This window comes from Devosia sp. Root413D1, from assembly GCF_001425235.1.
Classification (GTDB): Bacteria; Pseudomonadota; Alphaproteobacteria; order Rhizobiales; family Devosiaceae; genus Devosia_A.
Map to the genome: position 1 here is coordinate 72,032 of NZ_LMEA01000011.1, position 18,590 is coordinate 90,621.

Consider the following 18,590-nt stretch of genomic DNA (forward strand, 5'->3'; position numbering starts at 1 on the left):
ACGCAATGCTGCTCCAAAAATCGCCGATTTGGCGCATTGCGCGCCGCAAGCCTTACCTTCGATTAACCAAGAGCGGACTAGTGTAGGCCAATCAATCGCTTGGCCCCCGGCAGGTCCCTCTGATGCTCACCGACAACGCACGCTCCGCGCGACCTGCCCGCTCGTATGCGCAGCTGCCGCGCTTCCAGCGCGTCAGGGTCTCACTGCTCGGCCGCTACATGCTTACCGATCGCCGTGAGTTTCCCTGCCAGGTGCTCGAAATGTCGCCGGGCGACGCTGTGGTGATCGCGCCGATCTCGGGGATCGCCGGCGAACGCGTGATCGCCTACATCGATCATCTCGGCCGCATCGAAGGTGACGTCACCGACGTCATCGACGGCGGCTTCAAGATGGACATCGTCGCGACCTCGCGTAAGCGCGACAAGATGGCCGCCCAGTTGACCTGGCTCGCCAACAAGGACCTGCTCAACCTGCCGGAAGACCGCCGGCACGAGCGCGTGGTGCCCGACAACCGGCACTCCACTGTCGTCCTCGACGATGGCCGCCGCTACAATTGCAAGATCATCGACATCTCGCTCTCGGGTGCCGCGATCGAGCTTGCCGTCCGCCCCGCCATGGGTACGCCGGTGACGCTCGGCCGCATGCGCGCCCGCGTGGTCCGTCATTTCGGCGACGGCGTCGCGGTCGAGTTCGTCTCAGCCCAGGAAATGCTCACCGTCGTGCAGCAGAACCTGCGGGTCAACTAGAGCGCTTCGCCGTTTCGTTGCGAGCGCTCTAACCCGCCTCTGATTTCCATCCGCCCCGCTATGCCTAACGAGTCCTCACCAGGACCGTTCGAATTCGCATAAAAACTAGCTTGCAGTTTTTCGTTCGGGGCAATTCGGCCCCGGCATCGTGGCTTCCGTCAGGGGGCAACCACGATGTTGAAGTTCAAAGGGTTCATCGCAGCGGCAGTCGCAATCGGGATGGCGGCATTCATTCTCGCCATGCCGGCACATGCCGACCAGGTCGATTTCACCAACCCCGCCTTCGCTCCGGCCGGCGGCATCACCAGCATCCCGGTGGGCGCCTCCGAGTTCTGCAAGTCGCATCGCAGCGAATGCAAGGCCAACCCGAACGCCGTTGGCGCCATGGCGCTGAACGAGGCCCGCTGGTCTGAGCTGGTGCAGATCAACAATGTCGTCAATTCGGCCATCACCGCCATCACCGACGAGGACTATTACAAAGTCGCCGAGTACTGGGCGTACCCCGATGACGGCTATGGCGACTGCGAAGATTTCGCGCTGGCCAAGCGCAAGGCGCTGATCGCTGCCGGCTGGAACCCGTCGACGCTGCTGGTCACCGTGGTCCGCGAAGCCAAGGGCACCGGCCATGCCGTGCTGATGGTCCGTACCGACCGTGGCGACCTCGTGCTCGACAACCAGGATGGCCGCATCCTCGTCTGGAACGAGACGCCCTACACCTACTTGAAGCGCCAGTCGCAGGCCGACGCCGGCCAGTGGGTCGACCTGGTCGATCCCCGCACCACCTTCATTGCGTCGAAGTAAGCGTCAGCCGAGCGCAGCCAGCGCCTCGGCTTCGATGCGCCTTATCCAATCACCCTTGCAGGTGCTGTAGTCGTGCGAGCTGGCGCGATGCTCCTCGAAGCAGTGTCGCTTCACGGCCTCGTACTGGGCGGCGAGCTCGGCGTGAGCCACCAGATAATCGCGAAACGCCAGATGTCGCGCGATCGCGGCAGCACCCACCTGGTAGCAATGCAGGTGAACGCGGCGCTTGCCGGTCTCAGGATCGTCGAGCGTACAAAACCGCCGGCCGGCGAGGCCGTACTCCCCCCACCATCGATACCCCAGTGCCTCCACCTCCAGCCGCATGGCATCGAGCGCGTCGAGTGAGCGAACCACGGGGACAATGTCCAGGGTAGGCTTCGCCACGATGCCCGGGATGGCGGTCGATCCGACGTGATGGACGGCAAGCAGTTCCTCGCCAAGCGTCACGGCAAGCCGCTCGGCTTCCGCCGCCACGGCACTTGCCCAAAGCCGGTCATGCGGCTTCAGCTCGACGGGAACGGGTGGCGCCACGCGCTGGCCAGCAGCTGGCTTACGCCGTCAGCGCGAAATAGGTGCCGACGAACATCAGGCCGGTGATGAAGGCCCAGCCGAAGCCGACGAATGCAGCGATCAACGCCGAACTGATCGAGAGTGTACCGTTGCGATCCTGCTGCCAGCCCAGCTGCAGCATGATGATCGGACCACACACGAAGCTCAGTGCCAGGTAGCCGAGGCCGTGGGCAATGGTCTTGCCGTCATAGCGCAGCACTGCCTGTGCCTTCGCCAGCCACTGATAGAGGTAGGTGCCGACACCGGCGATGGCGAGCCCAACCGCCATGATCAAGCCTGCCAGCAGCAATTCCCTGAGCATTCACGCACCCTCTGAATGATCGTCTTAACTCTTTGTTAAGCATATCCAGCGCCCAGTGGGATGTCACCTGACGCACACAACACTGGTTAATTTGAGAGCGATGGCCCGCGAGGCTCAGGTCCATAGACCCCATCACCACGCGATCGGCTTCAATCTCGCCGCCATCGCCGTGCTGCTGGCTCTCGTCGGAATCGGCTTTGCCTACCTGATCGACGCCGCTGGCCGCAGCGCCCGAACGCAGGCGCACCGCCTTGACACTGAGACCACCCTGACCCGCACGCTCGGCGGGCGCGATCTCGAAATTCCGCTATCCTGGTTTCGCTACGAAGAGCAGCGGATCGAAGGCTTTGCCAAACAGATCGACCTGCGCTTCGAGCTGCCGTTCGGTGTCGACGGACATAGCGAGCCGGTGGATGTGACGCTGCTGCCGCGCAGCCGGGCGCGGCCGAGCGCAGCCCTGCTCGACGGAGTATATCTCCACCAGTTCCTGCCCGAGCAACTGGCCGGCCCACCGGGTCTCGTGGGCAAGCCTTTGCGGGCCGACGGGGGTTATACCGATGAAGTGGTCTGGTACGACCCGCTGTCGGCCGAGCCGTTCGTCGCCAAATGTTCGAAGCCGATTGCCTCGGCGGCGACAGGCCAGTGCCTGAGGACAGTCTATCTCGGGCCGGGCATCGCGGCGGTCTACGCCTTCCCCGAACCCGCGCTGCAACACTGGCGTGATTTCGACGCGGAACTCACCGCCAGGCTGGGGCAGATCGGCGCGCTCTGAGGCGCGCGCCGTGCAGGCTCTGCTTAGTGGATCTCGTCCAGGTCGACGTCCAGAATAGCCATCTGGAAGTTGTAGGAACGATCGCCGTCCTCGTCGTCGACATAGATCAGGCCGAGGAATTCCTCGCCCAGATACACTTCCACGCTGTCGTTCTGCTTGTTGCGCGGGCGGACATCGATGTTCCGGTTGCCGAACTTCTGCTGCAGAAACTTCTGGAGCTTGATGATTTCAGGATGGTTCACGGCGGCTCCTTCAAGGGCATTCGCGGGGGTCGATTTGGGATCGCCACAATAGGCATTGCGCCCCGGCGGGCAATCCCGTGCCGCGCATTTTTCCGCGATGAAGGGCGCAAAAAGTGGCGGAAGCGCCGCCAATCAGCGGCAGAATCAGCCGGTGAGGTCCTGCACCACGGCCAGTTGATCCATCACGGACGCCGGATGCGGCGTGCCGGCCTCGCCGATGATCCGCGCCGGAACGCCGGCCACTGTCACCCGCGGCGGCACTTCCTTGACCACCACCGAGCCGGCGCCGATACGCGCGCAGTCGCCCACGCGGATATTGCCCAGCACCACGGCGTGCGCGCCGATCAGCACGCCATTGCCGATCTTGGGGTGGCGATCTTCCTCGGACTTGCCGGTGCCGCCCAGCGTCACGCCCTGCAGGATCGAGACATTGTCACCGATGCTGGCGGTCTCGCCGACCACGAAGCCGGTGGCATGGTCGAGCATGATGCCCTTGCCGATGCGCGCCGCCGGGTTGATATCGACCTGGAACACCGCGCTCGAGCGGCTCTGCAGATAAAGCGCGAAATCCTTGCGGCCCATCAGCCACAGCGCATGCGCAAAGCGGTGCGTCTGGATGGCGTGAAAACCCTTGAAATAGAGGAAGCAATCGACCGCCTTATGCAAGGCGGGATCGCGCTCCAGCGTCGCAGCGAGATCGGCGCGCGACTCGAGCCCGATCTCCGGGTGCGCCTCCTGCGCCTCGCGGAAGGCCTGGCGGATCAGGTCGGCGGAAACGTCGGGGTGGTCGAGCCGCTCAGCCAGCCGGTGGGCGAGCGCATCTTCGAAGCCGTCGTGGTTGAGCACGTTGGAATAGAGCAGATTGGTCAGCGACGGTTCGCTGGCCACCACCCGTCGGGCCCCCGAAACCACCGCGTCCCACACCGGGTCCATGGCCGTGACATTGGCCGTTCTCAAATTCGTGCTCATAACGCTCTCCATCGGCGGATGCCGATATAAGCCAAAACGTGCTCCGATACCAACCCATAGCGCACAGATTGGTTCGCGGGCTCTGAACTCGCGCTGAATGGTTACTCCTGGGCGTGCCGCGCGAGGAATTCCAGAGCCGCCGCCTTGAACTGCTTATCGCCCGTGGCGCGCATGTGATCGCGCCGCTCGATGGTGAAGGCCTCGCCCTGCGGCAGCAGCGCCGCGAGTCCTGCCGCCGAGCCCGCCATGTCGTCGTCGCTGCCCACCGCCACCAGCACCGGCTGGCTGATACGCCGGACATCGGCCTCGCGCATCGGCTCGCGCGAGTTGACCATGCAGGCGGCGAGCGCCGCGCGGTCCGCCTTGTTGTGGTCGGCAAAGATGCGGAACTGCCGGCCGGTGCGCCCGGTCACCTGGTCCAGCGACTCGGCGGTCAGCGCCGAGATGATTTCCTCGCTGTCCTCGAGCCCCGAGATCAGGTTGAGCCCCATGCCGCCCCACACAGCGCAGCTGACCGCGTCCGGATCCTGCAGCATCAGGTAGGCGGCGATGCGGGCGCCCATCGAGTAGCCCATGATCGGCGCCCTGCCGATGCCGAGGTGGTCCAGCAGCCGCTTGGCGTCCCTCGCCATCTCATGCGCGAAATAAAGCTGCGCGTCATAGAGTTTTCGCGAAGCGCCATGGCCGCGATTGTCGAAGGTGATCGGCTGGTACCCCGCCTCCACCAGTGTCTCCACCCAGCCCGTATCGATCCAGTTGACCTTCCCCGACGAGCCGAAGCCGTGGATCAGGAGGATCGGCTTGCCCTCGCCATGCACGTCATAGGCGATGGAAATTCCGGCTGAGCTGAACTGGGGCAAGGGAGCGGCCTCGTGCGTTGGAGGTCGTGCATAAACCCACGAGGGTGCGCCCCGCAACCACCCACACCTTCGCGGTGCACATCGTCACCGTTTGACCGGAAACCGCCCGTCGATCATCATCTGGCACGGCAGCACGGCATAGTCGTAGAGGTCACCGGTCTTGAGCTCCGTGGCGCGAATGAGCACGAAGTACTCGCCCACCTTCGCGATCTTTTTCGGCTTCAACCCAGCCGAGCGAAGAATGCCGAACATCTCCGATTTGGTGGCGCAGCCCAGGTAGTTGCGTTCGACGAAGTTACTCCCGGCTACCGCCGGTGACAGGCCCACGGCAGACGACATGGCGACAGCGGCCAGCACCCCGAGAAGCATCTGTTTCATTTTTCCCTCATTGCGTTCAACGTGTTGCGAACATCGACCGGCAAGGGGTAACAACCCGGACTGAACCCTCGGCCACCAACCTGGTCAGCCCGGGTTCATCGTTCTGCTGCCGCGCTTCCAAATCAGCCGCGCGTTGGCTATGTTCCGGCCGAATTCGAACCCGAGGACCACCCGATGGCGCACGAGAGCACCCCGCACTTCCACAATACCCAGGGTCTGCCGCGCATCGAGGTCGGCTCCAAGGAGTTCATGTGCGTCGGCGCCCTGCCCCCGTTCGATCACCCGCACATCTATATCGACATGGGCAAGGACAACGAGACGGTCTGCTCGTACTGCTCGACGCTCTACGTCTACAATCCGCAGCTGGCGCCCGGCACCTCCGAGCCGCTCTCGGCCGTCTATCACTCCGAAGCCGCCTGATTCCCCGATGTCCGGCAACGGACGCACCGTCTACATCGCGGGCGCCGGCATTGCCGGCATGACACTGGCGCTGGCGCTGGCCAAGTTCGGCGCCACCGTGGTCGTGCTCGAGCGTAACACGCAGGTGCAGGAAGTCGGCGCCGGCCTGCAGGTCAGCCCTAACGCGCGGAAAATCCTCAATCGGCTGGGCCTCGACAAGGCGCTGGCTGCAAAGGCGTTCGAACCCGAGGGCATCGACGTCTATCCCTATGGCGCCAACCAGCCGCTGGTGACGCTGGAGCTCGGCCAGGTGATGGAGCAGCGCTTCGGCGTGCCCTATACCGTGATGCATCGCGCCGATTTGGCCGAGGTGCTGTACCGGGCCTGCAAGCGCTTCGCCAATATCGACCTGCTGTTCGGCGTGCGGGCCTACGATGTGGTGAGCCATTCGCGTGGCGTTTCAGTCACCGTCGATGAGGCCGATGGCAAATCGCGTTCGGCCCGGGCCTTTGCCTTTATCGGCGCCGACGGCGTCAACTCACGCACCCGCACCGGCGTTCTGATGGGGCCCGAGGCGATCTATTCCGGCATGGTCGCCTGGCGTATCACGCTCGGCCAGTCGGCGCTCGATGGCGTGCTGGCGCCGGATCGCACCAGCCTCCTCTGGGGTCCGGGCTATCATGCCGTAACCTACCCGTTACCGCACCGTCACCAGGTCAACGTCGCGCTGTTCGCCAAATCCAAGGCCGCACGCACCTTTGGCGCCGAGCCGCCCCGCGCCCCGGACCTGCCCTGGGCCGCGCTGAAGAGCCGGCAGTTCGCCGCCATCCGCGAGGCCGCCGGCGACCAGTGGGGCTATTGGCCGGTCTCCACCATCGCCACGCCGACCTGGTCCGAAGGCGGCGTCGGCCTCATCGGCGATGCCGCGCATGCCATGCTGCCGTTCCAGGCGCAGGGCGCTGCGATGGCCATCGAGGACGCCGCCATTCTGGCGCCGCTGCTGATGACCGAAGCCGACGCCGACTCGGCGCTCCGCCGCTATGCCGCGCTGCGCCAGCCGCGCGTCGAGCGGGTGCGAAAACTCTCCGACTCCAACGGCTTTGCCTTCCACCTGGAGTGGCCATTTACCCTCGCCCGCAACGCCGTGGTCAAACTGCAGGGGCCACGCGGGCATTTGCAGCGCCTCGACTGGCTCTACGGCTACGACGCCGCGCCCGACCCCGAGGGCCTGCCCCCTGCGCCGCGCCAGCCACGGTCGGACGTCCACTAAACCGTTGCCGCTTGCCTTCGTTCGAGGCGATGTGTCAACTGCCGCTCAAAATTGGGAATAATCGCCCCGCATGCCTGTTTCTCCGCAATCCAATCTCACGCTCGCCTGCGTGCTCATCACCATCTTCCTGGATATGCTGGGCTACGGCATCATCCTGCCGGTGCTGCCGCAACTGATCGGCCAGCTCTCGGGCGGCAGCGTTGCGCAGGCCGCGGTGATCGGCGGCTATCTGGTTTTTGCCTATTCGCTGATGCAGTTCCTGTTCGGCCCGGCGCTCGGCAATCTCTCCGACCGCTTCGGCCGCCGCCCGATCATCCTGATCGCACTGGCCGGCCTCACCATCGACTACACCATCATGGGCTTTGCCAACTCGATGGTGCTGATCTTTATCGGCCACACCATTGCCGGCATCTCCGGCGCCTCGGTGGCGACAGCAACCGCCTACATCGCCGACATCACTCCACGTGAGAAACGCGCCCACCGCTTCGGGCTGATCGGCGCCGCCTTCGGCCTCGGCTTCATCTTTGGCCCGGTCATCGGCGGCCTGCTCGGCGAGCTGGGACCGCGCTGGCCGTTCTACGCAGCGGCTATTCTCGCCGGCGCCAACCTGCTGTTCGGCTTCTTCGTCCTCCCCGAGAGCCTTGCAAAGGACAAGCGGCGCAAGTTCGATATCCGCCGCGCCAACCCGTTCGGCGTGCTGTGGAGTTTGAGCAAGAACCCTGTAGTGCTCTGGCTCATGGGTTCGCTGGGCATGTTCGTGCTCGCCAGCCAGTCTTTCCCCTCGGTGTGGAACTTCTTCACCATCGAAGTGCTGAACTTTTCTTCCGCTCAGATTGGCGTCGCACTTGGGTGTTTCGGCTTGGGGTTCGCCGCCAGCCAGGCCCTGCTGGTCGGCCTCTTGACCAAGCGGATCGGCGAGTGGTCCACGGTGTTGCTCGGCATGCTCGCTGCCTCGATCGCCTTTATCGGCACGGCTGCGATCCACTCCGAGATCCCGCTCTACTTCTTCCTGATCTTCGGCTCGCTCGCCGGTGTCGCCGGCCCCGCCATCAACTCGCTGATGTCGCGCCAGGTGCCAGACGATGCGCAGGGCGAGCTGCAGGGCGCCATCAACGCGACCAATTCGCTGGCCTCGATTCTTGGGCCCCTGCTGGCAACGCAGCTGTTCAGCCACTTCACCCAGGCCCAACCCGGCACGCCGGGCTATTTCCCGGGCGCGCCGTTCCTTGGTGCCGGCATCCTGGTGATCGTCGCGGCGCTGCTCTTTATTTACACGGTGCGCCGCTTCGACCTGATGCATCGCCCGCGCGTGGCGAAGAAGGATCACATCCACGAAATGGGTCAGCCCGGCCAGCAGCAGACCCCGCCGCATGACGAGAACGGCGATCCGGTCGAGCGCTCGGCAGGCGAATAGCACAAATGAAAATCCCCGCTTTCGCGGGGATCTTTCTTGGTGCGGCGGGTGTTGCTTACTTCCCCAGCGTCGACGGCCACTTGCCGTGCTGCTCGCCTTCACGGTCGGTGAGGATGAAGCCGTGCGCACCGAAGAAGTCGCGCTGGCCCTGCGTCAGGTTGGCCGTGCCCTGCGCCTGGCGGTAGCTATCGAAATAGGCCAGCGAGGCGCTGAGACAGATCAGCGGGAACTCGCCGATCGCCCCTGCCGCGACGATCTTCCGCAGCGATTTGTGCGCGTCCTGCATGATGGTGACGAAGTCCGGCACCATCAGCAGGTTGGTGGCCTCGCCCTTGGCGTAGGCCGCCGACATCTGGTCGAGGAAGCGCGAGCGGATGATGCAGCCAGCGCGCCAGATCTTGGCGATGGTGGCGAGCGGCAGGTTCCAGCCGAACTCTTCCGAGGCCTTCGACAGCACCGCAAAGCCCTGCGCATAGGAAACAATCTTGCCCGCCAGCAGCGCCTTCTCGAGCTCAGCGAGCGATACGTCAGCCTTGCCGGCGGACGGCTTGCCATAGGCAGCCTCGGCCGCCACTCGCTCTTCCTTCCGCGACGAGATCGAGCGGGCCGCGACGGCGCCCTCGATCGCGGTGGCCGGCACCGCGAGCTGCTGCGCCGCGATGGCGGTCCAGGTGCCGGTGCCCTTCTGGCCGGCCTTGTCGAGGATCAGCTCGACCAAAGGCTTGCCGGTCCTGGGCTCGATCGCCTCGAGCACATAGCCGGTGATCTCGATGAGGTAGGAGTTGAGCGGACCCTGGTTCCAGTCCTTGAACACTTCTGCCGCGGCCGCCGGGTTCATCCCCAGCCCGTCACGCATCACGCCATAGGTTTCGGCGATCATCTGCATGTCGCCATACTCGATGCCGTTGTGGATCATCTTGACGAAGTGGCCCGCGCCGCCTTCGCCGAGATAGGCGCAGCACGGCTCGCCGTTGAACTTGGCCGAGATCGCCTCGAGGATCGGCTGGGCGTTCTTCCACTGCTGCTCGGGGCCACCCACCATGATCGACGGGCCATGGCGCGCACCTTCTTCACCACCGGAAACGCCGATACCGAGAAAGCCGATGCTCTTGGATTTCAGATACTCGTAGCGCCGCTGGCTATCGGTGTAGAGCGAGTTGCCGCATTCGAGGATGGCGTCGCCCGCTTCGAGATGCGGCAGCAGCTGCTCGATCATCTCGTCGACCGGCTTACCGGCCTTGACCATGATGATGATCGAGCGCGGCCGCTTCACCGACTGGATGAACTGCACGAGGTCCGCTTCCGGGACGACCTTCTGATCAAGCCCCTGCTCTTTCGCCATCGCGACGAAATCATCGATCTTCGAGGCAGTGCGGTTGTGCACCGCGATGGTGTAGCCGTTCTCGGCGATGTTGAGCGCCAGATTGGAGCCCATTACTGCGAGCCCGATCAGGCCGATATCGGCAGACGCCATCATTATCTCCATTGGGAGTCATTAGGATTTCTTTGCGCGGCTTTTTGGCACGGGCGACGCCCGAATGCCACCCCATCGGAGACCGGACGCAGCTACGCTGTGCACGTCCCTCACCACGAAGGTCTCTTGGTCTTACCAAGCCGCGCGTCATCTACTAGTCTCGCGCCGCCTGAGCCTGGGAGGGGCACTGACTTTGGACTCGATTTCTCTATTCAATCTGAGCGGCAAGCGCGCTCTGGTCACCGGCTCGAGCCGCGGCATCGGTTTCGGCATCGCCGCGGCGCTCGCCGGCGCCGGCGCCGAGGTGATCCTCAACGGCCGCGATCCTGCAGCCCTCGGAGAAGCCGCCGCTCGTCTCGCCGATGACGGCGCGCTGAACGTCAAGGCGCTGGCCTTCGACGTCACCAGCGAGGACAGCGTCGAGGACGCCATTGCCCACGCCGAGACGGAGATCGGCCCGATCGATATCCTCGTCAACAATGCCGGCATGCAGCACCGCGCGCCGCTCGAGGAATGGCCGCTCGAAAAGTTCAAGCAGGTCATCGACACCAACCTGACCTCGGCCTTCATCGTCGGCCGCGCCGTGGCGCGCGGCATGATCGCCCGCAAGCACGGCAAGATCATCAATATCTGCTCGGTGCTGAGCAACTTTGCCCGCACCTCGGTCGTGCCTTATGCCGCCAGCAAGGCCGCCATCGCCAACCTGACCCGCGGCATGGCGGTCGATTGGTCCAGGCACGGCCTCAACGTCAACGGCATAGCGCCCGGCTACATCCGCACCGAGCTCAACGAGGCGCTGCTGAAGAACCAGGAGTTCAACGCCTGGGTCGAAAAGCGCACGCCCATGGGCCGCTGGGGCGAACCCGCCGAACTGGGCGGCGCCGCCGTCTTCCTTGCCTCCGAGGCTTCCACCTTCGTCAACGGACACATCCTCTATGTCGACGGCGCCTTCACTGCCACCGTTTGAGAATGCCCGCATCATCATCGCCATGGGGGTGTCGTCGTCAGGCAAGTCGGCGACCGGCGCGGCCATAGCGCGGCGGCTGCACGCCCCGTTCCTCGACGGCGACGGCTATCACCCGCCCGCCAACAAGGAAAAGATGCGCAATGGCATCCCGCTCACCGACGCGGACCGCTGGCCCTGGCTGGAGACGCTGGCCGGCGCGCTGCATGACGCGGCCGAGCAAAAGGGCGTCGCGGTCGGCGCCTGCTCGTCGCTGAAGCGCGCCTATCGCGATTTCCTCACCGAAAAGGCGGGCGAGCCGATCCTCTTCGTCTTCCTCGATGGCGACATCGACACCATCCGCAAGCGCATCGAGGCCCGCAACCACGAGTTCATGAGCCCAAAGCTGCTCGACAGCCAGTTTGCGACGCTAGAGCGCCCCGCCCCGGATGAGAACGTGCTGGCGGTTTCCATCGCAGATCCGATCGAAACCGTGGCCAGCAGGGTGGTCAAGCAACTCGGCCACCTGAAGGTATTCAAGCGCGGGCAATGACCCTGGCCTAGAAACCGAACGAGAACTGCCCGGTCGGCGAAGCAGCCTTTTCCAGCGCCAGCATTTCCATCTTGGCCCGGACCCCGCCCGGCGAGGAGAAGCCGCCGGTGCGGCCGTCGGCGGCCAGCACCCGGTGGCAGGGAACGATCAGCGGGATCGGGTTGGCGCCCATCGCAGCGCCCACCGCCCGCGATAGCGCCACGTCGCCGAGCCAGCGGGCGATCGCGCCATAGGTGGTGGTCTCGCCCCAGGCGAGTTCGCGGATATGTTCGTAGATGCGGCGGTTGACCTCGGGCACCCGTGACAGGTCGAGCGCAACATCGGCGAAATTGTCGTTCGTCCCCTCGGCATAGGCGAGAATCCGCGCAGCGATCTCCGACTGACCGCTCGCATCCTCGACGCCCCCGGACTTCTCGAGCCGCGCCCGCATTTCCTCGGGCGTATCGCCCGGCAGGAGCACGCGCGAAATCCCGGCATCGGTCCAGCCGATCGCCATGGGTCCCAGAGCCGTGTCGAGCATGCGGTAGTGCATGAGGCTGAATGTAGTGAGCGTTCGCGGCGGAATGAACCCGAAAACTACGAAATTCCCGTCGCCGCGAGCCACTCGCGCAGTTCGCGCCTCAGGAATCCGCGCAGCGTCCCCTCGCGCGAGAACCCCCACCACAGCACGGCGCCCTGCCACTGGCTGGCCATCAGCCGGCCGAGCAACTCCTGCCGCGCCGGATCCTGGCTGAGTCGCCGCCCCAGCGCCTGCGTCATCGCCTTGTTCCACGCGACGCCCCGGGCCCGCAGCGCCGGATCGCGAAAGTCCTCGCGCAGCAACAGCAGGCCCTGCGCCGCCTCGTCGCCCGCACCATAACCCGCCGACAGCCGAACCAGCAGCGCGATCGCCCCTTCCGGATCGACCGCATGGCTCGCATCGGCGCCGGCAACGTTGAGATCGAGCTGATCCCACATCCACAACAGCGCCGCGCGCAGCAGTGCCTCGCGATTGCCATAACGCTGCACCAGTGTCGCCGGCGACAGGCCGGTGACTGCCGATGCCGAGGCGAAGGTCAGGCCGGCCGGGCCTTCGCGCGACACCAGCGCAGCGACTGCTTCTACGACATCCTCGTCAGAAATCTTGCGGGGTCTGGACATGGCTTCCAATATAAACGAATGTTCGTTTATAAAGGCCTTACAGAAGTGCCAACAAGGAGAATCGTCATGGCCCGTATCGTCGGTTACATCGCTTCGAGCCTCGACGGCTTTATCGCCGACCCTCAGGAGTCCCTCACCTGGCTCACCCAGCGCACCGATATGCAGCTGGGTGAGTTCGACTACAACCTGTTCATCAAGCGCATCCGCACCGTGGTGATGGGCCGCGGTACCTATGACTGGCTGGTGCGCGAGAATATCCCGTGGCCCTATGGCGAGCAGCGCGTCATCGTCGTCACCTCGCGCCCCCTGCCCGCGCCGATCGGTCAGCTTGAGACCCGCACCGATATTGATGCGCTGGTCGCCGAACTGCGTGCGCTTGACGACGGCGACGTCTGGATGCTCGGTGGCGGCCAGCTGCAGATGGCGTTCATGGAGCGCGGCGCACTCGACGAGATCGAGATCTATGTCATCTCGCAACTGCTCGGCGGCGGCTTCCCGCTGTTCCCAGCCACCGGGTTCGAAAAGAGCCTCAAGCTGCTGTCGTCGAACACGCTCGGCGCCGGCTGCGTGCGGCTGCATTACAGCTTCGAGTAAGGCGTCGCCCTAGATCGGCTGACTCTCCAGCACGATTTCCCACTTGTCGCCGAGCGCGATCTGGATTTCCGAGACGAGGAACGGCAGCAGCGCGTTGAACTCGTTGCGGTCGCGCTCGGAGATCCGCCAGGTCGGGTCGTTCGGGTTGTCCCAGTTGACCTGCCGGTCGTAGAGCTCGTTGAGCCGCGTCAGCCGGCGGATAATGTCGTTGGAAAAGCCCCAGAAGCCGATCTCGGTGGCGTGGCCGTCGACGAACAGCGGGGCCAGCCCGTGGCTGACCATGCCGAAATCGACCAGGAACACCACCTGCTTCACCGTGGATCGCGCCCCAGTTTGCCGAGGCTCCCAAGCCGCTGCCGGCGCCTCGTCCGCCCACGCGACGGATCCTGTCTTGCTCGAGGTCATAGGACCTCCGCCATGTGCCGGAAATAGGGCGGCACCGCCCCCGGTCGGAGGCGTGGCCTCCGCTTCGACTCAAGATAGCTCACTGTCTATCGCCCCTCAGATCCGTCCGCAGGGCAAGGTTAGCCAGTTCGTCACTCGTGGGCAATTTTTGCCCAAACGAGTATCTGCCTGCTTGTGCAAAAGCTCAGGTGAGCCATACCGCAACCAGCGCCACGACAGCGGGAATTGTCTGTATGAACAAGATCTTGCGGCCAACCGTGACCGCCCCGAAGGCACCAGCGACAGCAACGCAGAGCAGGAAGAAGATCTTGATCGGATCGCCGGCCTCACCCAGCCAGATGCCCCAGATCAACCCGGCCGCGAGGAACCCGTTGTAGAGTCCCTGGTTGGCGGCGAGCGTCTTCGTCTCGGCAGCGAAGGCCGGCGTCGTGCCGAACGCCTTCATCCCCTGCGGCTTGTCCCACAGGACCATCTCGAGGATCAGGATGTAGATATGGATGAGGGCGACGACGCCCGTCAGAATGCTGCCGATCATGCCCGCGACTCCATGCTGGATGCCCGCAGCGTAATGCAAAAAGGCCGCCCGGTGGGCGGCCTTCACGCGAGTCGATCCGCCAGCTCAGCGCTTGAGCGCGTCGCGCGCTGCTTCCTTGACCTTGCCGGCGGCCTTCTGGACCGAGCCTTCCACCTTGTCGGCGGCGCCGTCGGCCTGCAGCTTGCGGTCGCCAGTGGCCTTGCCGATGGCTTCCTTCACATTGCCGCGTGCCTGCTTGGCTGCGCCCTTGATCTCGTCCTTGTGCATTTCCCGGTCTCCCTGGGGTTGGCGTTCGGGGCGAATAATGCAGGCCGGCTGCCAAACGTTCCGGCCGCCGGGCGAATTAACCCGGCGGCCATGATCCTACGCCCGCCGATTGGCGTAGACCTTCATCGAACCGGACAGGTACTCGGCGAACCCCGGCTCGATCGCCTCATAGCGGGCGATGAAATCGGGGTGCGAGAGATAGAGGTCGGCGAGGCCGGCATAGGCCTCTGGCGGGCACGGCCTGCCCCACATCTGAGACACCCACGCCCGATGCCGCTCGAGCAATGGATCGAGGCTGGGTGAGCCCATCGGCAAGCCGCGGCGCAGACCCTCGGCCAATCCCTGCTCCATGTCGTGCAGCTCCTGGTTGAGCTCAAGCTTTTCGGCTTCCGACAGGCTTTCATACTTGTGCTTGCTGAGCGCGATGCGCTCCGGCATGTCGCCACCGTACTGTTCGACCAGCCAGGCCTCGTACTCGGCCTGCTTGTCGGGCGAGATGCCCTTGTACAAATCCGCGTTTCTCATCGCGCGATCTCCTTCCAGACTGGCGATCGTGCGGTCGATCGTCCGGACAAGTTGGGCATAGCGCTTCGCTTCCTCGTTCAGCCGCTCGCGCTGCAGGCGCAGCGCTTGCAGTCGGTCGAAGCCCGGCGCATCGAGGATGGCGCCGATCTCTCCCAGCGGGATGCCGAGCTCTCGATGCAGCAGGATCTGCTGCAACCGCAGCAGTTCCTCCTGTCCGTAGTAGCGATAGCGGTTCTGCCCGGTGAACGCGGGGCGCAGAAGGCCGATCTGGTCGTAGTGGTGCAGCGTCCGGACCGATACCCCAGAAAGCTTCGCAACCTCTTTGACCGTCAGTGTTTTCATCGCACGCGTTCTCCGCGGGATAAGGGGATAGTCCCTGACGCTACGTGAGGGTCAATATCGATTTGCGCAGAAGCTGCGACGCCGAGCTTCACACCGCATCAACCAGCCCTCCCGCTATCCCCGGTAAATGTGGAAACTCGGTATTTCGTCGGCCGTTTCTCCCCGACAGACTGGGAGCGCTTTCAGCATTTCGGCGAAATGCTCCAGACGTCTGCGAGGTGAAATGGCCCAACGGATCGACATTCAAGACCTGCTCATCTGGGCCTTTCGCCACCAGTCGGTGGAGACGGCGGCCGGGGCCGATCCGGACGCGTTGACGGTCTACTGGGCAGTACTTGCCCTGCCGGTGCCGCACGCCACGGTGATCCGCCGTTTCGCCCGCGAGGCGCGCCGCCCCGATTGGCACGCTGCCCATACCCGCTGCGTTTCGCTCGACGGCGTCCGCCGGTCGCGCCGGCTCTACACCGAATGGGTCCGGGCATTGGTGGTCCTGCAGCGCACGCTCGAAGGCGCGCTCGGTCGCTTCACCGTCACCGGCCCCAGCCTCGACGACCAGCCCTGGCTACGCGAGCGCCTGCGGGCTTAGCCACACTGCCGCACTAACCGAGACAGCGCGTCCGATGAACCGGTGAGACCGAAGCTGTGGATCGGATAGCGACCGTCGGCATCGACGACGCTCAGCCCCTCGCCCGACTTCAGCAGCGCTATCAGCGGTCCGTTCGCCGGCACCTCGCTGGCGAACAAGCCATCCATTTCCTGGTAGCTCATCGACAGCCGCTGGGTAGAGACCCCCACAGTAAAGTCGACATCGGTTACCTCGCCCAGGTCCGTTGACCGCTCGGCGCCCGCTGCGAGGTCATAGCGGATGAACACCTCACCGGCCGAGCAGGTGAGGAACAGGTAGGTATCCGGCCGATCCGTGGCGCAGGCAGCGACAGTGAACACCAGTCCGCCCTCGTCCTCCTGTGCGCCCGCCGTCCAGGTCTCACAGGCCTCCTCGGCCACCGCCGGCACCACCCCTAGCAGCAGGGCGGCCGCGAAAAGCGCCAGCCGCATCATGGTGCTTCGCCGAGATAGCTGACCTCGATTCGCTGGAACAGCGGGCCTTCCTTCATGGTGCCGAGCCACTTGTCGAATTCGGCAACATCCTTGAAACCCGCCTTCTTCGCATCCGCCTCGGTCACGGCGGATGGCGACATGTCGTCGATCCGGCCGATCTGCAGCAACCCCACCTTGGTCTTCAGCGTCCCGCCCGGCTTCACTGTCGGCCTGGTCCAGCGTCGGAACTGCAGCGTGACATCGCCGCGCTTGATCGCCTCCAGCACCTCGAGCTTCAGCAGCATAGATCTTTCCTCCAAAAGCTGGCGCGGGCGTTAGGGCTCGAGATCGAGGACGCTTGCGGAACCCTGCGTCCGAGGGCCCTGCAGAACGTTCCGCCCCTGCCCTTTCAAGCCTTCCGATGTCCGGCGGGCCGGTGTCAAGGTCGCAGCTCGACGGCTCGAGGACCGCCTGAGCTTTCGGAGCGACGGTTGCGGTGAAGGACTACGCGCTGACCACATCTGGCCGAAAGCGGCATCGCGAGCAGCTGCCCGAAGCTCGCATCTGTGAACTGGGAGTTGAATGACCTCAGCGATGCCCCAGCAAACTTCATTAGTTGCAGATATCGTCGTCTCGGTACTTCCGCGCGCAAGAAATAGCGGCTACGGTCAGGACAGGAGACGGCCATTCAATTCAATCGGATTTCCTGATGTGAGAACTGACCTGTCACAGCCCCCGGGAACAGTTGCAGAACGAACGACCGGCACTATTCCTCGACTTCTGATTGTTCCACCACGCCACAGCTCGCCACTGGTTGACGTACAAGATCACAAGATCGCGCTGTCGCTTGTCACAGATGTTACGCTCAGCCTCTGCAGGAGCCACCTCTACGAGGTAATCGCGCCACACTCGGCAATGAAGCTGACGAGCGGTCCAATCTGGGAAGAGATGCTCCCCGCCGACTACGTCGTTCTGACTGACGTCGTGCTTTGCCAACGAGAGCTGCCATTTGCGTTGATGAGTATCGACGTGGTCGCAACGGGTCTGGGCCGGCGAATCTACCGCAGTGAAGTCGAGCTGCGCTCGGGTGCGCTGCAAGGCATCCATGACAGTTTTTGCGCAGTACTCGTCGATAAGATCTGCGGCGAAATCGGCGCCTACGAGTTGCAGCAATACCGACGGACCGGCGCCGCATCGGCATATGTCCACTACCTGATCGCCATGCAACGGCGGGATCGCAACGATCTCAACTCCTTGCTTCGCGCCCAGAAATCGCTGGAGCGCTCGATCCAGTTGTCGCCGGACTTTGCGCCGGCGCTGGCCCAGCTGGCGCGAACCAAGACACTGGAGTGGCTGGAGCGCGGCAGCGCGGATCGCACGCTGCTACACGAAGCTCGACATCTGGCGCAGCGCGCTTACGGCTATGAACCGAACGACAGCGCCAGCCTGCGCGAGATCGGCCACGCCACATTGTACCTGCATGACCTCGCCGGCGCCCGTGAGCTTTTCGAGGCGGCCCATGAGTTCGCCCCGAACCATGCTGACCTGCTTGTCGACCAGGCAGACGTTCTCACCCACCTGTCCCGGCACGACGAAGCCGAAGCCAAGATCTCGCGGGCTCTTTCCCTCAATCCGCTGGCACCGGACGACTATTACTGGATCGCCGGAGCCGTCAGCTTCTTCCGGGGCGAATACCGACAGGCCCTGACGAGATTGTCAGCGATGAAGTCCCCGGGGCTGGCGCTGCGCCTGATGGCAGCCTCCGCGGCGATGCTGAACGACAAGCAGGCTGCGGCAGCATACCGGGAGCAAGCGTTGGCCCGGGATCCCGGGTTCACGGTTGAAAAGTGGCAAAGCCTCTATCCGGCCCCCAATCCGGACGACACGGCGCACTATCTCAACGCTTTGCTTTTGGCTGGCTTCTCTCGCCACGCCTAAACTCTATCTTAATTCGATTGTGGGCCTCCTGCGGTGTCATCAGGAGGATTGCAATTGAACACTTCATCCGCTTCGCCGAAGATCGCCCAGGTTGCCAAGGCCCTGCCGGCTCTG

At 64.3% G+C, this 18,590-nt stretch carries 26 protein-coding genes; 11 read left to right on the forward strand and 15 right to left on the reverse strand.

Annotation, left to right across the window (positions count from 1 at the left end; translation table 11 throughout):
• The first annotated feature begins 122 nt into the window (after positions 1 to 122).
• Both ASC89_RS17640 and ASC89_RS17645 read left to right on the forward strand, forming a co-directional pair.
• Positions 123 to 746 (forward strand): PilZ domain-containing protein, encoded by a 624-nt coding sequence (locus tag ASC89_RS17640; protein WP_055882026.1) that lies wholly within the window; start codon positions 123 to 125, stop codon positions 744 to 746.
• A 174-nt stretch (positions 747 to 920) separates the two neighbouring features.
• Positions 921 to 1,547, forward strand: coding sequence for a transglutaminase-like cysteine peptidase (locus ASC89_RS17645; protein ID WP_056000173.1), 627 nt, complete (start codon positions 921 to 923; stop codon positions 1,545 to 1,547).
• A 3-nt stretch (positions 1,548 to 1,550) separates the two neighbouring features.
• Here the strand turns inward: ASC89_RS17645 and ASC89_RS17650 are convergent, their stop codons facing one another.
• Entirely contained in the window at positions 1,551 to 2,078 is a 528-nt protein-coding gene (locus tag ASC89_RS17650; protein ID WP_056000177.1) for a GrpB family protein, read from the reverse strand.
• Between the two features lie 19 nt (positions 2,079 to 2,097).
• Positions 2,098 to 2,418, reverse strand: coding sequence for a DUF6949 family protein (locus ASC89_RS17655; protein WP_056000179.1), 321 nt, complete (start codon positions 2,416 to 2,418; stop codon positions 2,098 to 2,100).
• Between the two features lie 100 nt (positions 2,419 to 2,518).
• Between ASC89_RS17655 and ASC89_RS17660 the strand changes: the two genes are divergently transcribed.
• A complete protein-coding gene (locus ASC89_RS17660; RefSeq protein ID WP_055882038.1) occupies positions 2,519 to 3,190 on the forward strand; it encodes a hypothetical protein in 672 nt (223 codons plus the stop codon).
• Positions 3,191 to 3,213: 23 nt separating this feature from the next.
• On the opposite strand, the gene ASC89_RS17665 is transcribed toward ASC89_RS17660, so the two are convergent.
• The 4 genes from ASC89_RS17665 to ASC89_RS17680 form a co-directional block, all read right to left on the reverse strand.
• Positions 3,214 to 3,432, reverse strand: coding sequence for a DUF3126 family protein (locus ASC89_RS17665; RefSeq protein WP_055049303.1), 219 nt, complete (start codon positions 3,430 to 3,432; stop codon positions 3,214 to 3,216).
• A gap of 144 nt (positions 3,433 to 3,576) precedes the next feature.
• Positions 3,577 to 4,401, reverse strand: a complete 825-nt coding sequence (cysE, locus tag ASC89_RS17670) for a serine O-acetyltransferase (RefSeq protein WP_056000181.1) — start codon at positions 4,399 to 4,401, stop codon at positions 3,577 to 3,579.
• A gap of 101 nt (positions 4,402 to 4,502) precedes the next feature.
• Complete coding sequence (locus tag ASC89_RS17675) at positions 4,503 to 5,261, reverse strand: alpha/beta fold hydrolase (RefSeq protein WP_056000184.1); 759 nt, start codon at positions 5,259 to 5,261, stop codon at positions 4,503 to 4,505.
• Between the two features lie 84 nt (positions 5,262 to 5,345).
• Positions 5,346 to 5,639, reverse strand: a complete 294-nt coding sequence (locus tag ASC89_RS17680) for a hypothetical protein (protein ID WP_056000187.1) — start codon at positions 5,637 to 5,639, stop codon at positions 5,346 to 5,348.
• A 174-nt stretch (positions 5,640 to 5,813) separates the two neighbouring features.
• Between ASC89_RS17680 and ASC89_RS17685 the strand changes: the two genes are divergently transcribed.
• The 3 genes from ASC89_RS17685 to ASC89_RS17695 all read left to right on the forward strand — a co-directional run bounded on the left by ASC89_RS17685 (position 5,814) and on the right by ASC89_RS17695 (position 8,722).
• A complete protein-coding gene (locus ASC89_RS17685) occupies positions 5,814 to 6,059 on the forward strand; it encodes a zinc-finger domain-containing protein (protein WP_056000191.1) in 246 nt (81 codons plus the stop codon).
• 7 nt (positions 6,060 to 6,066) lie between these two features.
• A complete protein-coding gene (locus ASC89_RS17690) occupies positions 6,067 to 7,308 on the forward strand; it encodes an FAD-dependent monooxygenase (RefSeq protein WP_056000195.1) in 1,242 nt (413 codons plus the stop codon).
• A gap of 70 nt (positions 7,309 to 7,378) precedes the next feature.
• Complete coding sequence (locus ASC89_RS17695) at positions 7,379 to 8,722, forward strand: TCR/Tet family MFS transporter (protein ID WP_056000197.1); 1,344 nt, start codon at positions 7,379 to 7,381, stop codon at positions 8,720 to 8,722.
• 55 nt (positions 8,723 to 8,777) lie between these two features.
• Here ASC89_RS17695 and gndA read toward each other — a convergent pair whose 3' ends face one another.
• Positions 8,778 to 10,196, reverse strand: coding sequence for an NADP-dependent phosphogluconate dehydrogenase (gene gndA / locus ASC89_RS17700; protein WP_056000200.1), 1,419 nt, complete (start codon positions 10,194 to 10,196; stop codon positions 8,778 to 8,780).
• Between the two features lie 187 nt (positions 10,197 to 10,383).
• On the opposite strand from gndA, the gene ASC89_RS17705 reads away from it, so the two are divergent.
• A complete protein-coding gene (locus ASC89_RS17705; protein ID WP_407065079.1) occupies positions 10,384 to 11,163 on the forward strand; it encodes a glucose 1-dehydrogenase in 780 nt (259 codons plus the stop codon).
• Positions 11,132 to 11,692 carry a gluconokinase gene (locus tag ASC89_RS17710; protein ID WP_056000203.1) on the forward strand — a complete coding sequence of 187 codons (561 nt, stop codon included), beginning with the start codon at positions 11,132 to 11,134 and terminating at the stop codon, positions 11,690 to 11,692. The genes ASC89_RS17705 and ASC89_RS17710 overlap by 32 nt, the downstream gene beginning before the upstream one ends.
• A gap of 7 nt (positions 11,693 to 11,699) precedes the next feature.
• On the opposite strand, the gene ASC89_RS17715 is transcribed toward ASC89_RS17710, so the two are convergent.
• Entirely contained in the window at positions 11,700 to 12,212 is a 513-nt protein-coding gene (locus ASC89_RS17715) for a methylated-DNA--[protein]-cysteine S-methyltransferase (RefSeq protein ID WP_200940459.1), read from the reverse strand.
• 56 nt (positions 12,213 to 12,268) lie between these two features.
• On the reverse strand, positions 12,269 to 12,832 hold the full coding sequence (locus ASC89_RS17720; RefSeq protein ID WP_056000210.1) for a TetR/AcrR family transcriptional regulator: 564 nt from the start codon (positions 12,830 to 12,832) through the stop codon (positions 12,269 to 12,271).
• A gap of 66 nt (positions 12,833 to 12,898) precedes the next feature.
• Here ASC89_RS17720 and ASC89_RS17725 point away from each other — a divergent pair, with 66 nt between their 5' ends.
• Positions 12,899 to 13,426: a dihydrofolate reductase family protein gene (locus ASC89_RS17725; protein WP_056000213.1), complete on the forward strand. Its 528-nt coding sequence runs from the start codon at positions 12,899 to 12,901 to the stop codon at positions 13,424 to 13,426.
• A 9-nt stretch (positions 13,427 to 13,435) separates the two neighbouring features.
• Here ASC89_RS17725 and ASC89_RS17730 read toward each other — a convergent pair whose 3' ends face one another.
• From ASC89_RS17730 to ASC89_RS17745, 4 genes are all read right to left on the reverse strand, one after another.
• On the reverse strand, positions 13,436 to 13,741 hold the full coding sequence (locus tag ASC89_RS17730) for a hypothetical protein (protein ID WP_055882073.1): 306 nt from the start codon (positions 13,739 to 13,741) through the stop codon (positions 13,436 to 13,438).
• A 274-nt stretch (positions 13,742 to 14,015) separates the two neighbouring features.
• Positions 14,016 to 14,366, reverse strand: a complete 351-nt coding sequence (locus ASC89_RS17735; RefSeq protein ID WP_056000216.1) for a DUF1304 domain-containing protein — start codon at positions 14,364 to 14,366, stop codon at positions 14,016 to 14,018.
• An 84-nt stretch (positions 14,367 to 14,450) separates the two neighbouring features.
• Positions 14,451 to 14,633, reverse strand: coding sequence for a CsbD family protein (locus ASC89_RS17740; protein ID WP_056000219.1), 183 nt, complete (start codon positions 14,631 to 14,633; stop codon positions 14,451 to 14,453).
• A gap of 96 nt (positions 14,634 to 14,729) precedes the next feature.
• Positions 14,730 to 15,500 carry a MerR family transcriptional regulator gene (locus ASC89_RS17745; protein ID WP_056000221.1) on the reverse strand — a complete coding sequence of 257 codons (771 nt, stop codon included), beginning with the start codon at positions 15,498 to 15,500 and terminating at the stop codon, positions 14,730 to 14,732.
• Between the two features lie 223 nt (positions 15,501 to 15,723).
• Between ASC89_RS17745 and ASC89_RS17750 the strand changes: the two genes are divergently transcribed.
• Complete coding sequence (locus tag ASC89_RS17750; protein ID WP_056000224.1) at positions 15,724 to 16,086, forward strand: hypothetical protein; 363 nt, start codon at positions 15,724 to 15,726, stop codon at positions 16,084 to 16,086.
• Here ASC89_RS17750 and ASC89_RS17755 read toward each other — a convergent pair.
• Both ASC89_RS17755 and ASC89_RS17760 read right to left on the reverse strand, forming a co-directional pair.
• Positions 16,083 to 16,556: a hypothetical protein gene (locus ASC89_RS17755; RefSeq protein ID WP_156384675.1), complete on the reverse strand. Its 474-nt coding sequence runs from the start codon at positions 16,554 to 16,556 to the stop codon at positions 16,083 to 16,085. The genes ASC89_RS17750 and ASC89_RS17755 overlap by 4 nt on opposite strands.
• The gene (locus ASC89_RS17760; protein ID WP_056000229.1) at positions 16,556 to 16,843 is read right to left on the reverse strand and encodes a hypothetical protein; all 288 of its coding nucleotides are present in this window, start codon (positions 16,841 to 16,843) and stop codon (positions 16,556 to 16,558) included. Before ASC89_RS17760 ends, ASC89_RS17755 begins: the two co-directional genes overlap by 1 nt.
• 610 nt (positions 16,844 to 17,453) lie before the next feature.
• Here ASC89_RS17760 and ASC89_RS17765 point away from each other — a divergent pair.
• The gene (locus tag ASC89_RS17765; protein WP_056000232.1) at positions 17,454 to 18,476 is read left to right on the forward strand and encodes a hypothetical protein; all 1,023 of its coding nucleotides are present in this window, start codon (positions 17,454 to 17,456) and stop codon (positions 18,474 to 18,476) included.
• The last annotated feature ends 114 nt before the right edge of the window (positions 18,477 to 18,590 follow it).

Bases quoted from the DNA above. Each gene is read 5' to 3' on its own strand.
- ASC89_RS17690 (WP_056000195.1), top strand. From the start codon at position 6,067: ATGTCCGGCAACGGACGCACCGTCTACATCGCGGGCGCCGGCATTGCC.
- ASC89_RS17645 (WP_056000173.1), top strand. From the start codon at position 921: ATGTTGAAGTTCAAAGGGTTCATCGCAGCGGCAGTCGCAATCGGGATG.
- ASC89_RS17745 (WP_056000221.1), bottom strand. From the start codon at position 15,500: ATGAAAACACTGACGGTCAAAGAGGTTGCGAAGCTTTCTGGGGTATCG.
- ASC89_RS17765 (WP_056000232.1), top strand. From the start codon at position 17,454: ATGAAGCTGACGAGCGGTCCAATCTGGGAAGAGATGCTCCCCGCCGAC.
- ASC89_RS17740 (WP_056000219.1), bottom strand. From the start codon at position 14,633: ATGCACAAGGACGAGATCAAGGGCGCAGCCAAGCAGGCACGCGGCAAT.
- ASC89_RS17710 (WP_056000203.1), top strand. From the start codon at position 11,132: ATGTCGACGGCGCCTTCACTGCCACCGTTTGAGAATGCCCGCATCATC.
- ASC89_RS17735 (WP_056000216.1), bottom strand. From the start codon at position 14,366: ATGATCGGCAGCATTCTGACGGGCGTCGTCGCCCTCATCCATATCTAC.
- ASC89_RS17655 (WP_056000179.1), bottom strand. From the start codon at position 2,418: ATGCTCAGGGAATTGCTGCTGGCAGGCTTGATCATGGCGGTTGGGCTC.
- cysE (WP_056000181.1), bottom strand. From the start codon at position 4,401: ATGAGCACGAATTTGAGAACGGCCAATGTCACGGCCATGGACCCGGTG.
- ASC89_RS17695 (WP_056000197.1), top strand. From the start codon at position 7,379: ATGCCTGTTTCTCCGCAATCCAATCTCACGCTCGCCTGCGTGCTCATC.
- ASC89_RS17750 (WP_056000224.1), top strand. From the start codon at position 15,724: ATGGCCCAACGGATCGACATTCAAGACCTGCTCATCTGGGCCTTTCGC.
- ASC89_RS17715 (WP_200940459.1), bottom strand. From the start codon at position 12,212: ATGCTCGACACGGCTCTGGGACCCATGGCGATCGGCTGGACCGATGCC.
- gndA (WP_056000200.1), bottom strand. From the start codon at position 10,196: ATGGCGTCTGCCGATATCGGCCTGATCGGGCTCGCAGTAATGGGCTCC.
- ASC89_RS17760 (WP_056000229.1), bottom strand. From the start codon at position 16,843: ATGCTGCTGAAGCTCGAGGTGCTGGAGGCGATCAAGCGCGGCGATGTC.
- ASC89_RS17685 (WP_056000191.1), top strand. From the start codon at position 5,814: ATGGCGCACGAGAGCACCCCGCACTTCCACAATACCCAGGGTCTGCCG.
- ASC89_RS17720 (WP_056000210.1), bottom strand. From the start codon at position 12,832: ATGTCCAGACCCCGCAAGATTTCTGACGAGGATGTCGTAGAAGCAGTC.
- ASC89_RS17725 (WP_056000213.1), top strand. From the start codon at position 12,899: ATGGCCCGTATCGTCGGTTACATCGCTTCGAGCCTCGACGGCTTTATC.
- ASC89_RS17680 (WP_056000187.1), bottom strand. From the start codon at position 5,639: ATGAAACAGATGCTTCTCGGGGTGCTGGCCGCTGTCGCCATGTCGTCT.
- ASC89_RS17660 (WP_055882038.1), top strand. From the start codon at position 2,519: ATGGCCCGCGAGGCTCAGGTCCATAGACCCCATCACCACGCGATCGGC.
- ASC89_RS17640 (WP_055882026.1), top strand. From the start codon at position 123: ATGCTCACCGACAACGCACGCTCCGCGCGACCTGCCCGCTCGTATGCG.
- ASC89_RS17755 (WP_156384675.1), bottom strand. From the start codon at position 16,556: ATGCGGCTGGCGCTTTTCGCGGCCGCCCTGCTGCTAGGGGTGGTGCCG.